General features: G+C 71.9%; 8 protein-coding genes. 3 read left to right on the plus strand and 5 right to left on the minus strand.

What is annotated here, in order from left to right; genetic code table 11:
* Positions 1-131: 131 nt before the first annotated feature.
* The 3 genes from treS to AC4IJH_RS02485 form a co-directional block, all read right to left on the minus strand.
* On the minus strand, positions 132-1,832 hold the full coding sequence (gene treS, locus AC4IJH_RS02475; protein WP_490849781.1) for a maltose alpha-D-glucosyltransferase: 1,701 nt from the start codon (positions 1,830-1,832) through the stop codon (positions 132-134).
* Positions 1,829-3,820, minus strand: coding sequence for an alpha-1,4-glucan--maltose-1-phosphate maltosyltransferase (locus AC4IJH_RS02480; protein ID WP_490849782.1), 1,992 nt, complete (start codon positions 3,818-3,820; stop codon positions 1,829-1,831). The genes treS and AC4IJH_RS02480 overlap by 4 nt, the downstream gene beginning before the upstream one ends.
* A 340-nt stretch (positions 3,821-4,160) precedes the next feature.
* On the minus strand, positions 4,161-5,378 hold the full coding sequence (locus tag AC4IJH_RS02485; protein ID WP_490849783.1) for a S8 family peptidase: 1,218 nt from the start codon (positions 5,376-5,378) through the stop codon (positions 4,161-4,163).
* Positions 5,379-5,736: 358 nt separating this feature from the next.
* On the opposite strand from AC4IJH_RS02485, the gene glgP reads away from it, so the two are divergent.
* From glgP to AC4IJH_RS02500, 3 genes are all read left to right on the plus strand, one after another.
* Positions 5,737-8,397: an alpha-glucan family phosphorylase gene (gene glgP / locus AC4IJH_RS02490; protein WP_490849784.1), complete on the plus strand. Its 2,661-nt coding sequence runs from the start codon at positions 5,737-5,739 to the stop codon at positions 8,395-8,397.
* Between the two features lie 240 nt (positions 8,398-8,637).
* Positions 8,638-9,441, plus strand: a complete 804-nt coding sequence (locus tag AC4IJH_RS02495; protein ID WP_490849785.1) for a WXG100 family type VII secretion target — start codon at positions 8,638-8,640, stop codon at positions 9,439-9,441.
* Positions 9,442-9,515: 74 nt separating this feature from the next.
* A complete protein-coding gene (locus AC4IJH_RS02500) occupies positions 9,516-10,043 on the plus strand; it encodes a WXG100 family type VII secretion target (RefSeq protein ID WP_490849786.1) in 528 nt (175 codons plus the stop codon).
* A gap of 195 nt (positions 10,044-10,238) precedes the next feature.
* Here AC4IJH_RS02500 and AC4IJH_RS02505 read toward each other — a convergent pair whose 3' ends face one another.
* Together AC4IJH_RS02505 and AC4IJH_RS02510 are read right to left on the minus strand one after the other, a co-directional pair.
* Positions 10,239-11,804: a sensor histidine kinase gene (locus AC4IJH_RS02505; RefSeq protein WP_490849787.1), complete on the minus strand. Its 1,566-nt coding sequence runs from the start codon at positions 11,802-11,804 to the stop codon at positions 10,239-10,241.
* A gap of 140 nt (positions 11,805-11,944) precedes the next feature.
* A complete protein-coding gene (locus tag AC4IJH_RS02510) occupies positions 11,945-12,601 on the minus strand; it encodes a response regulator (protein ID WP_490849788.1) in 657 nt (218 codons plus the stop codon).
* Positions 12,602-12,670 lie beyond the last annotated feature (69 nt).

The following is a 12,670-nucleotide window of genomic DNA, read 5'->3' on the forward strand; positions in this document are numbered from 1 at the left end:
CCATGGCGAAGGTCGGAAAACGCCCGCCGCCACCGTCCCACCCCATACGGGCCAGTAGCCCCGGGACAGCGGGGCCGGACGGCGGGGAGGACGGTGGCGGCGGGGGAGTGCGACGGCCGGGAGCGTGCGTCCTAGCTCCCGGCCTTGCGCAGCCGGAACCAGTAGAAGCCGTGTCCCGCCAGTGTCAGCAGGTACGGCCACTCGCCGATGGCCGGGAAGCGGACGCCGCCGATGAGTTCGACCGGGTGGCGGCCGTTGAAGGCCTTCAGGTCCAGCTCCGTGGGTTGCGCGAAGCGGGAGAAGTTGTTGACGCACAGGACGAGGTCGTCGCCGTATTCGCGCAGGAAGGCCAGGACCGCCGGGTTGGACGAGGGCAGTTCGGTGTAGGTGCCCAGTCCGAAGGCAGGATTCTGCTTGCGGATCTCGATCATGCGGCGGGTCCAGTGCAGCAGGGACGAGGGCGAGGACATCGCGGCCTCGACGTTGGTCACCTGGTAGCCGTAGACCGGGTCCATGATCGTGGGCAGGAAGAGCCGGCCCGGGTCGCAGGAGGAGAACCCGGCGTTGCGGTCCGGGGTCCACTGCATGGGGGTGCGGACCGCGTCGCGGTCGCCGAGCCAGATGTTGTCGCCCATGCCGATCTCGTCCCCGTAATAGAGGATGGGGGAGCCGGGGAGGGACAGCAGCAGGGCCGTGAAGAGTTCGATCTGGTTGCGGTCGTTGTCCAGGAGGGGGGCCAGGCGGCGGCGGATGCCGATGTTGGCGCGCATCCGCGGGTCCTTGGCGTATTCCGCGTACATGTAGTCGCGTTCTTCGTCCGTGACCATTTCGAGGGTCAGCTCGTCGTGGTTGCGGAGGAAGATTCCCCACTGGCAATTGGCGGGGATCTCCGGGGTCTTGGCGAGGATTTCGGAGACCGGGTAGCGCGATTCCCTGCGTACCGCCATGAAGATGCGCGGCATGACCGGGAAGTGGAAGGCCATGTGGCACTCGTCGCCGCCGACGCTGTAGTCGCCGAAGTAGTCGACGACGTCCTCCGGCCACTGGTTGGCCTCGGCCAGCAGGACCGTGTCGGGGTAGTGGGCGTCGATCTCGGAGCGTACCCGCTTGAGAAAGGCGTGCGAGGCCGGGAGGTTCTCGCAGTTGGTGCCCTCCTCGGCGTAGAGGTAGGGCACCGCGTCCAGGCGGAATCCGTCGATGCCCAGATCCAGCCAGAAGCGCAGCGCGGAGATCATCTCCTCCTGGACGGCCGGGTTCTCGTAATTGAGATCCGGCTGGTGGGAGAAGAAGCGATGCCAGAAGTACTGTTTGCGCACCGGGTCGAAGGTCCAGTTCGAGGCCTCGGTGTCGACGAAGATGATGCGGGCGTCCTGGTACTGCTTGTCGTCGTCCGCCCAGACGTAGTAGTCGCCGTAGGGACCGTCCGGGTCGCTGCGGGACTCCTGGAACCACGGGTGCTGGTCGCTGGTGTGGTTCATGACGAAGTCGATGATGACGCGCATGCCGCGCTGGTGGGCGGCGTCCACGAATTCCACGAAGTCGGCGAGGTCACCGAATTCGGGCAGGACGGCGGTGTAGTCGGATACGTCGTACCCGCCGTCGCGGAGCGGGGACTTGAAGAAAGGGGGCAGCCAGAGGCAGTCGACACCCAGCCATTGCAGGTAGTCGAGTTTGGCGGTGATGCCCTTCAGGTCGCCGACGCCGTCCCCGTTGCTGTCCTGGAAGGACCGGACCAGGACTTCGTAGAAGACGGCCCGCTTGAACCAGTCCGGATCGCGGTCCTTGGCCGGTGTGTCCTCGAAGGTGTCGGGGACAGGTTCGTTGACGATCAATTGGGTGACCCTCCGATCGGTGAGGACGGTCGCAGCGACAGCACATGCGCGGGCGCGATGGCTCGGCCCGGCTCCAGGCGCACATAGTTGTCCCTGCCCCAGTGGTAGGTCTCACCGGTGAGCTCGTCGCGCACCGGGAAGGACTCGTGCCATGCAAGGCCGAGTTCCGGCATGTCCAACGACACCGTCGCCTCGTGGGTGTGGTGCGGGTCGATGTTGACGACCGTCAGTACCGTGTCGGCCCCCTCGCGTTTGGAGTAGGCCAGTACCGCGTCATTGTCGACGTGATGGAAGTGCAGACTGCGCAGCTGCTGCAGTGCTGGATGGCGGCGGCGCAGACGGTTCAGCGTGGTGATGAGAGGTGCGATGGTACGGCCCTGACGCTCCGCTGTCTGCCAGTCGCGCGGCCTGAGTTGGTACTTCTCCGAGTCGAGGTACTCCTCGCTGCCACTGCGTACGGGTGTGGCCTCGCACAGCTCGTATCCGGCGTACACGCCCCACGTCGGGGAGAGGGTGGCGGCCAGTACGGCGCGTACCTCGAAGGCGGTGCGGCCGCCCTCCTGGAGGTAGGCGTGCAGGATGTCGGGGGTGTTGACGAACAGATTGGGCCGCATGTACGACGCCGCGTCCCCGCTCAACTCCTGGAGATATTCGGTGAGTTCCGCCTTGGAATTGCGCCAGGTGAAGTACGTGTAGGACTGCTGGAAGCCGATCCGGGCCAGTGTGTGCATCATCGCGGGGCGGGTGAAGGCCTCCGCGAGGAAGACGACGTCGGGGTCGGTGCGGTTGATGTCCGCGATGACCGTCTCCCAGAAGACCACCGGCTTGGTGTGCGGGTTGTCGACGCGGAAGATGCGCACGCCGTGGTCCATCCACAGCCGCAGGACGCGTTCGGTCTCCTGCACCAGCCCGGGGAAGTCGGCGTCGAAGGCGATGGGGTAGATGTCCTGGTACTTCTTCGGCGGGTTCTCGGCGTAGGCGATGGAGCCGTCGGCGCGGTGGTGGAACCACTCGGGGTGCTTCTCCACCCAGGGGTGGTCCGGCGAGCACTGCAGCGCGAAGTCGAGCGCGACCTCCATGCGCAGCTCGCGGGCGGTGCGTACGAAGTGGTCGAAGTCCTCGAAGGTGCCCAGGTCCGGGTGGATCGCGTCGTGCCCGCCGTCCGCCGAGCCGATCGCCCAGGGGCAGCCGACGTCCTGCGGGCCCGCGGAGAGGGAGTTGTTGGGGCCCTTGCGGTAGGAGGTGCCGATGGGGTGGATGGGCGGCAGGTAGACGACGTCGAAGCCCATGGCGGCGACGGCGGGCAGCCGGGCGGCGGCGGTGCGCAGGGTGCCGCTGACCGGCGGTGCGCCCTCCTGGACCACCGCGCCCTCCGAGCGCACGAACAGCTCGTACCACGACCCGTACAGCGCGCGGCGCCGCTCGACCAGCAGAGGCATCGGGCGGGAGGCGGTGACCAGTTCGCGCAGCGGGTGGCGGGTGAGGATCTCGGTCAGCTCGGGGGTGAGCGCCGCGGCCAGGCGGGTGGCGGCGGGCAGTCTCTCGTCGCGCAGGGTGTCCGCGGCCCGCAGGACGCTCTCGCGGCCCTCGCTCTTGGGCACCCCGGCGGCCGCGCGGCGGTGCAGTTCGGCGCCCTCGGCCAGCACCAGATCCGGCTCGATGCCCGCCGGGATCTTGATCTGGGCGTGGTGGCGCCAGGTGCCGACGGGATCCGACCAGGCCTCGACGGTGTACGTCCAGGTGCCCTCGGCCGTGGGTGTCACCGTCGCGCCCCAGCGGTCGGTGCCGGGGGCCAGTTCGCGCATCGGGGCGGCGGCGGCGCTGCGCCCCGCCGGGTCCCGCAGGACGACACGGGCGGCGACCGCGTCGTGCCCTTCGCGAAAGACGGTGGCGCTGACCTGGAACGACTCCTGGACCACCGCCTTCGCCGGTCGGCGCCCGCAGTCGATCTGCGGGCGGATGTCCAGGACGGGGATGCGACCGATCATGGGATCACCTGAGGCAGGGGTGGGCGGCACGGGGTGGGGTGTGGTTCTTTGTATCGGCTCCGCGGAGGCATGGCGGGGTGCGGGCATGGACGCTCCTGTCCGCTTTCACTCGGTTGGAGGGGCGGGCCGTGCTGCGCACCCGGGCGGGCACGGGCGCAGCGGGGTGCGTACCGCAGGAGCCTTCCACGGCCGGTGGGCGGGCAATCCGGCCGCGGGTGAACTACTGCCGCGTAGCCCGCAGGGCGCCCCCGCCGGCGCCCACGGGATGCCCGCCGCTGCCCCGCAGAGCAGAACCGGCCCCGCCGTGCGGCGGGACCGGTTCCGTGGTGACCTGGTGCCACTACGAAGTGCCCACCTGGAGCAGTGCGTTCGGCGAGCCGAGGCCCGCCCCCTTGATCTTGTTGACGGCCGACTGCCGCACCAGCGCGTCGCGCACGTCCTTGGGTGCGGCCCACTTGTGGCCGGCCAGGTAGAGCGCGGCCGCGCCGGCGGCGTGCGGAGCGGCCATCGAGGTGCCGGAGATGGTCTGCTTGGCTCCATCACCCGTGTTCCACGCCGAGGTGATGTCCACACCTGGTGCGAACAGGTCAAGTTTTGGGCCCCAGTTGGAGAAGGCGGCCCGGTTGTCCTGGATGTCGCTCGCACCGACCGTGATCGCCTCGTTCACCCGCGCGGGTGAGGCGAAGTCGGCCGGGAGGCCGTCGTTGCCCGCCGCGACGGTGAAGGTCACGCCCGAGGCGATGGCGTTGCGCACCGCCTGGTCCAGCTGCGGCACCGGGACGCTGCTGCCCAGGCTCATGTTGGCGACCGCGGGCTTCTTGGCGTTCTTGGCCACCCAGTCGATGCCGGCGATCACCTGCGCGGTGGTGCCCGAACCCTCGTTGTCCAGTACGCGTACGGCGACGACCTCGGCCTTCTTGGCAACGCCGTATCTGCTGCCGGCGGCGGTGGCGGCGACATGTGTGCCGTGCCCGTTGCCGTCGGTGGCGTCCGCGTCGTTGTCGATGAAGTCCCAGCCGCTGACGGCCCGTCCGCCGAAGTCGCGGTGGGTGGTGCGTACGCCGGTGTCGATCACGTACACCCGTACGCCCTTACCCGCCGGCTCCGGCCAGGTGTAGGACGTGTCCAGCGGCAGATCGCTCTGGTCGATCCGGTCCAGGCCCCAGGACGGCGGGTTCTTCTGGGTGTGGGCCAGGCCCACGGTCTGGTTCTGCGCCACCGAGGCCACGGCCGGGTCGGCGGCCAGCCGCCGCGCCCGGGTCTCGTCCACGCTGACCGCGTAGCCGTTGATGGCCGTGCTGTAGGTGTGGCTGATTTTCGCCCCGTACTTGGCGGCCAGGTCCTTGCCCGCCTGCGACGGCGCGTCTATCCCCCCTGCCCCGGTCCTCAGCGTCACGATGTAGCTGCTGCGCACCGCGTCGTCGGTCCCGGCGCCCAGGATTGTGCCCTCGGCCGGGGCGGCCTGTGCGGGCATCGTGACGGCCGAAAGTACTGCGGCCGTGGTGGCGGCCACGGCCGCACCGGCCAGCCGTCGGCGGCGTATTCGTTTCAGTGCCATGTACGGAGTTCCCCTCCTCAACTCGACGGGCGCCGGGCGGAGTTGCGCTGCGGAGGCGGTCGGCTCCCGCACCGTGCACCGCGGACGCCACACCTGAGCCTCTCGTCTGCCGCGAGTACGGACAAGAGCGCATGAGGGGGCGGAATCGGCCATATCGCCCGTGAAGGATCCGTGGGAAGGTTGCGGCGTTTTCTGGCCGTTGTGGGAAACAACAGGGGTGCGACCTCCCGTGTGCCGTGGGGCGGATGCGGTCGCACGTTCGGGCCGCGCGCCCGCCCCGCGGCTCTTTCGGGCGGTTGGCGAAGGTGGCGCGGCAGCGTTCTGGTTGGCACCGGCGTCACACCGCTACCGTCGAGGCGTGAAGGCCATTCGTCGATTCACCGTGCGCCCCGTCCTTCCCGAACCCCTACGACCGCTCAGCGACCTGGCGCGGAATCTGCGCTGGTCCTGGCATCCCGAGACCCGCGAGCTCTTCCACGCCGTCGACCCCGACGGCTGGCAGCGCGCGGGCGCCGATCCCGTACGGCTGCTGGGCTCCGTCTCCGCCCAGCGGCTGGGCGAACTCGCCGAGGACCGCAGATTCCTGCGACGGCTGACCGCGGCCGCCGACGACCTGAGCGACTACCTGGGGGGACGGCGCTGGTACCAGACCACCCCCGAGCACGCCGAACTCCCCGCCGCCATCGCCTACTTCTCGCCCGAATTCGGCATCACCGCCGCCCTGCCGCAGTACTCCGGCGGCCTGGGCATCCTGGCCGGCGACCACCTCAAGGCCGCCAGCGACCTGGGCGTACCCCTCATCGGCGTCGGGCTGCTCTACCGGCACGGATACTTCCGCCAGTCGCTCTCCCGCGAGGGCTGGCAGCAGGAGCACTACCCCGTCCTGGACCCCAACGAGCTGCCGCTGGAGATGCTGCGCGAGGCCGACGGCTCGCCCGCCCAGGTCGCCCTCGCGCTGCCCGGCGGCCGCCGGCTGCTCTCCTACATCTGGCAGGCCAGGGTCGGCCGCGTACCGCTGCTGCTGCTCGACTCCGACGTGGAGGAGAACGGGCCCGGCGAGCGGGACGTCACCGACCGGCTGTACGGCGGCGGCAGCGAGCACCGGCTGCTGCAGGAGATGCTGCTGGGCATCGGCGGCGTGCGGGCGGTGCGCACGTACTGCCGGCTCACCGGCCACGCCGCGCCCGAGGTGTTCCACACCAACGAGGGGCACGCCGGGTTCCTCGGCCTGGAGCGGATCCGGGAGCTGTCCGAGCCCGCCGATGGGCACGGCGGGCTGGACTTCGAATCCGCGCTGGAAAGCGTGCGGGCCGGCACGGTCTTCACCACCCACACCCCCGTCCCCGCCGGCATCGACCGCTTCGACCGCGAACTGGTCGCCCAGCACTTCGGGTACGAGGCCGAACTGCCCGGCATCGAGGTCGAACGGATCCTCGCGCTCGGCATGGAGACCTACCCCGGCGGCGAGCCCAACGTCTTCAACATGGCGGTGATGGGCCTTCGGCTCGCCCAGCGCGCCAACGGCGTCTCCACCCTCCACGGCCAGGTCAGCCGGGAGATGTTCGCGGGCCTGTGGCCCGGCTTCGACCCCGAGGAGGTGCCGATCACCTCCGTCACCAACGGGGTGCACGCGCCCACCTGGGTGGCGCCGGAGGTCTTCCGGCTCGGCGCCCGCCAGATCGGCGCGGGCCGCACCGAGGACGCGCTGACGGTGGGCGGCTCCCGGCGCTGGTCGGCGGTGGCCGACATCCCCGACACCGCCGTGTGGGACCTGCGCCGCTCCCTGCGCGAACAGCTGGTGGAGGAGGTACGGCAGCGGCTGCGCGCCTCCTGGCGCCAGCGCGGCGCCGGCACCGCCGAACTGGGCTGGATCGAGGGCGTACTGGACCCCGACATCCTCACCATCGGTTTCGCCCGGCGGGTGCCCTCCTACAAGCGGCTCACCCTCATGCTGCGCGACCGCGACCGGCTCATGGAACTGCTGCTGCACCCCGAGCGCCCGATCCAGATCGTGGTCGCGGGCAAGGCGCACCCCGCCGACGACGGCGGCAAACGTCTGGTGCAGGAGCTGGTCCGCTTCGCCGACGACCCCCGCGTACGCCACCGCATCGTCTTCCTGCCCGACTACGGCATGGCGATGGCCCAGAAGCTCTACCCGGGCTGCGACGTGTGGCTGAACAACCCGCTGCGCCCGCTGGAGGCCTGCGGCACCTCCGGCATGAAGGCCGCCTTGAACGGCTGTCTGAACCTCTCGGTCCTGGACGGCTGGTGGGACGAGTGGTACGAGCCGGACTTCGGCTGGGCCATCCCCACCGCCGACGGGGCTGCCACCGACGAGGACCGGCGCGACGAGCTGGAGTCCCACGCGCTGTACGAGCTCCTGGAGGAGCGCGTGGCACCGCGCTTCTATGACCGCGACGGCGCCGGGGTCCCGCAGCGCTGGGTGGAGATGGTGCGTCAGACCCTGGTGACGCTGGGGCCCAAGGTGCTGGCCGGGCGGATGGTGCGCGACTACGTGGAGCTGCTGTACGCACCGGCCGCCCGCGCGCAGCGCGCCCTGGCTCCCGACACCGCCCGCGAACTGGCGCAGTGGAAGGCCAGGGTGCGGCACGCCTGGCCGCGGGTCGCGGTGGACCACGTGGAGACCGGGGCCCCCGCGGTGCCCGCGGGAACCGTCAACGGCAGCGCCGAACTGGGCGCCACCCTCGCCCTGAGGGTCCGGGTCGCCCTGGACGAACTGGCCCCCGACGACGTCGAGGTGCAGGTCGTCTCGGGCCGGGTGGACGAGTCGGACCGGATCACGGACGCCACGACCGTGCCGCTCAAGCCCACCGGCGGCCCGGACCTGGAGGGCCGCTGGCTGTACGAGGGCCCGCTCGCCCTGGACCGTACCGGCTCCTTCGGCTACACCGTCCGCATCCTGCCCGCCCACCGCCTGTTGGCCCAGGGCGCCGAACTGGGCCTGGTCGCGGTTCCGTCGGAGGCGACGAGCGAGGCCGCGGGGGTGCTGATGCGGTGACGGCCGTGCGGTGAACGGCTCCGCGGTGCACGGCGCCGGTCGAGGCATCAACTCCTCGCCTCTGCAAGCCCGTTGGGTAGGTGGCGAGGTGCGGATCGGGTGGATCGCTCATGCCCCTGTCAAGGAAGGTATCGTGGCCGTCGCGAGGGCCATCCGATCACGTCCGGTCGGATCCGGAGCGTAGTCGACATATGGATGTCGACAGTCGGTACATCAACGGGGAAAACGGGGAGCTTGCTGATGTCGGGGGAGATGAAGGCCAATCCATCGGAACTGCGCGCCTCGGCCCACGCCGGGGACAGTGTCGCCAGTGACATGAAGGGCGGGACCGGCAAGGCGCTGACGGCCACGGACGGGGCGGCGGCCTCGATGTCCGGCTGGTCGATCGGCGCCGCGCTGAGCGGGCTCGCGGGCGGGCAGCGGTCCGTACTGCAAGGGCTGCACGACCGGGTGGCGGCGGGCGCCGACAACCTGCGCTCCTCGGCGGACGGCCACGAGTGGAACGACGAAGCCGTCGCCAAGGACTTCGAGGGCAGCGCGGCCCAGTCGGGCGCCCAGCCGATGACGCAGACCATGGCCGCGGGCGGCGCCGCGCAGAACCCCACGATCGGCGCGCCCGGTGCCGTGGGGTCCGAGGGCAGCTACCCGATGCCCGGCGCGGACAAGCAGCGCGACCTCTTCATGGGCCGGGACAACTGGACCACCGGGCCCGCGCCCGCCTCGCCCACCGACCGGGCCGTCTTCGGCGGGAGCGGCAACACCACCCAGCCGCAGCGCGACCCCGGTTTCCAGTGGACCGAGGAGCGGATGCGCAACGCCAAGCCGATGCCGCTGCCCAACCCGGACCCCGGCGCGTACCCCGGTCCCGACCCGGGCGCCAAGTGGACGGAGGAGGACATGCGCAACGCCAAGCCCATGCCGCTGCTCGACCCCGACGCCGGGACCTCGCACCGGATGCCCGAGCCGGACAAGAAGTGGACGCCCGAGGAGATGGCGAAGGCGAAGCCGATGAGCGCGCCCGGCTCCGACTCGCCCTTCGGGTGAGCGCCCGATGAGCACCTTCACGGGCAGCGCGGCTGCGGCACGGACACGGCACACGAACACCACGGGGGCATGACATGGCTTCGGACTTCTCACGGCTGCTGCGGCAGGACTTCTCCGAGCTGGAGGCCGGCGAGCAGGCCTGGAACAAGCTCGGCGGACAGCTGGACGGCCTGCACAACCAGCACCGCAGCAAGGTCAGCGGGCCGCTGGCCTCCTCCTGGCAGGGCGATGACGCGGACTTTGCCCAGGAGTACTTCAAGGATGTCGAGAAGCGGATGAGCACCGAGAGCCAGGACTGCGAGCGCATCGCCCGCGCCCTGGCCGACACCCGCCGCCGCATGGAACAGGCCCAGCGCAAGCTGCGCGACGCGGTCAAGGGCGCCGAGGCCGACCACTTCGAGGTCGGCGAGGACGGCAGCCTCCGCGACCCTTCCTCCGACCGCCTTTCGCCCGACGACCCCGACGCCGAACGCGTCGGCCAGGAGCGCCGGCAGGCCATGCAGAACTACCACAACCGCTTCCAGCAGGCCGTCGACGAGGCCTGCCAGGCCAGCAACGAGGGCGCCAAGCAACTGGCGGGGCTGAGCGGGGGCAAGGCCTAGGACGCTGCTGACGGAGGTGACCGAGCGCGGCGGCCGGGTGCTCTGCGGGCCGCCGCCCGCGTCATCGGGGCGGCGATCGGTGCCGAGCACCGGGTCGTGCCCGGCTACTCCCCGCACACCCAGCAGCCGCAGCGGGGGAATGCGGCGCTGCGGGCGCTGTGGGCCGGGGTGCGTTGAGGGCGGGAGGCCCGCGCGTCAGCCGTCGTGCTCGGCGAGGACCTCCTTGGAGGCCAGGCGGTCGCCGTGGAAGCAGAGGCGGTAGGCGGAGTCGCCGTACGGGGCGGTGCGGTAGTAGCGGCAGTCCTGGCCGTGCGGCGCGGGCGGGGCGGCGTCGGGGAGCTCGCCGAGGTCGTCCAGGTCGAAGTACGGCAGCAGCGCCTCGACGGACGCGCGGGTCTGCCCGACGGCCATCCGGTCGTAGGTCTCCCGCTCCAGGACCGGCCAGGCGTTGCTGACCAGCGCGAAGCCGCCCATCAGCAGGAGCAGCGCGGCGGTGAGCGCGAGGGGCACGGCGACGGTGTGGACCAGGCGCCGCCGCACCTGCTGCTGCGCCCTGGCCAACTCCCGCGCGGAGGTGGTCTGCTGGCGGTAGGGGGCGGTGCGCGGCGCGGCGTCCGCGGCGGTCGGCAGCCGAGCCGTCAGCGCGAAGCCGCCCTCGGGTATCGCCCCGGTGCGCAGCTCGCCGCCCGCCAGCCGTACCCGCTCCTCCAGCCCGACCAGGCCGCTGCCGCCGGAGGCCAGGCCGGGCAGCGGTCCCTCGCCGGGCGGCGGGCCGTTCACCACGCAGACGGACAGCTCGCCCTCGGCCTCCCGCGCCAGACGCACCTCGACCGCGGCGCCCGGCGCGTGCTTGGCGGCGTTGGTCAGCCCCTCCTGCACGAGGCGGTGCACCGCGGCCGCGGCCATCGGCGGCAGCCCGCGCACCAGGTCCGCCTCGGCGGCCCCCGCGTCGGCGAAGGAGACCGCGAGCCCGGAGGCGCGCGCGCCCGCCACCAGCGCCGTCACACTCTCCTGCGCGCCCGACGGGGTACGGGGTGCCGGTGCGCCGTCCTCCCGCAGCACCCCGACGATCTCCCGCAGCCGCTCGGTCGCCGCGCCCGCGGCCTGCCGCAGCTCGCCGATCGCCGCCTGCTGGGCCGCGTCCAGGCGCGGATCGACCTCCAGCGCCCCGGCCCGCAGCGCGATGAGCGTGAGGTCGTGGCCGAGGGAGTCGTGCATATCGCCCGCGATACGGGCCCGCTCGCGCAGCCGCGTACGGTCGGCCACGGCCTGCTGCTCGTCCTCCATGCGCTCGGCGAGCCGCCAGCCCGCGGCGACCAGTTCGGCGTACTGGCGGCGGTAGCGGCCCAGCAGCCACGGCAGCACCACGGCGAACAGCAGCGTCGCCAGCTGGGAGAACCAGGGCCACAGGTCGTGGGTGAGGGCGAGGGCCAGGGGCAGTCCGGCCGCCGTCACGGCGGCGAAGAACCACAGCGCCGGGCGGGCGCGGTCCAGGCGCCGGCCGCAGAGATAGGCCAGGACCGCCAGCGCGGGCAGGTAGGCCGGGGCGGCCATCTCCACGGTCGTGGCCAGGCTCAGCACGACGGGGACGGCGAGCGCCGCCAGCGGCAGCCGCCGGCTCAGCAGGGCCGCCGCGCCCAGCAGCGGCAGCGCGGCCAGCGCCACCCACAGGGCCCGCCCGTCCAGGGAGGCGGCCGCGTAGGCCAGGGGCGCGGCGCACAGCACCAGCCAGAGTCCGAGGTCGTAGCACCGTTCGCGCATACGGACAGCTTCGCCGATCGGCCGCGCGCGGGCGCTTCGCCGGGCAGGCCGGTCATCAAACCGTAAGACCCGTGGCGGCCGGTCGCGCCCGCGCGGCGGAGCCGCACATCAACACCGCCCCGCGCCCCTTGCGGGGCACGTCAGTTCTCCTCGACCAGGCCCGCCTCGTACGCCAGGATCGCCGCCTGTACGCGGTTGCGCAGGCCGAGCCGGGCCAGGATCGCGCTGACGTACGCCTTGACCGTGCCCTCGACGACGCTCAGCCGCCGGGCGATCTCGGCGTTGGTCAGCCCGGCGCCGACCAGCGCCAGCACCTCGCGCTCCCGCTCGGTCAGCTCCCGCAGGCGGGCGCGGGCCGCGGCGCCCTTGCCCAGGCGCGCGGTGCCCAGCTGGGTCAGGACGCGGCGGGCCACGACGGGGGAGAGGTACGCGCCGCCCTCGGCGACCGCCCGTATCCCCGCCAGCAGTTCGCGCGGATCGCCTGACTTGAGCAGAAAGCCCGCGGCGCCGGAGCCCAGGGCGCCCGCGATGTACTCGTCCTCGGAGAACGTCGTCAGCATGACCGTGGCGCTCTGCGGGAGCAGGGTGCGCAGTTCGGCCGCCGCCTGGAGGCCGTCCAGGCGGGGCATCCGGATGTCCAGGAGGCAGACGTCGGGGCGGTGTGCCAGGGCCAGGTCGATGGCCTCGCGCCCGTCGGCGGCCTGGGCGACGACCTCGATGCCGGGGTCGGCGGCGAGGATGGCCGCCACACCCGCCCTGACCATCTTCTCGTCGTCGGCCAGCAGCACGCGGATCATGCGGCCCCCTTCGTCCTGGTGACGGACCGGTCCGGCCGCCCATGTGAAAAGGCGGTATCCGGAGGGAGC

The sequence above is a fragment of the Streptomyces sp. UF-297 genome, assembly GCF_058245575.1.

What these genes read in the sequence shown, in the direction of transcription:
- AC4IJH_RS02480 (WP_490849782.1), bottom strand. Translation starts at nt 3,820, where the DNA reads ATGATCGGTCGCATCCCCGTCCTGGACATCCGCCCGCAGATCGACTGC.
- AC4IJH_RS02485 (WP_490849783.1), bottom strand. Translation starts at nt 5,378, where the DNA reads ATGGCACTGAAACGAATACGCCGCCGACGGCTGGCCGGTGCGGCCGTG.
- AC4IJH_RS02495 (WP_490849785.1), top strand. Translation starts at nt 8,638, where the DNA reads ATGTCGGGGGAGATGAAGGCCAATCCATCGGAACTGCGCGCCTCGGCC.
- AC4IJH_RS02500 (WP_490849786.1), top strand. Translation starts at nt 9,516, where the DNA reads ATGGCTTCGGACTTCTCACGGCTGCTGCGGCAGGACTTCTCCGAGCTG.
- AC4IJH_RS02505 (WP_490849787.1), bottom strand. Translation starts at nt 11,804, where the DNA reads ATGCGCGAACGGTGCTACGACCTCGGACTCTGGCTGGTGCTGTGCGCC.
- AC4IJH_RS02510 (WP_490849788.1), bottom strand. Translation starts at nt 12,601, where the DNA reads ATGATCCGCGTGCTGCTGGCCGACGACGAGAAGATGGTCAGGGCGGGT.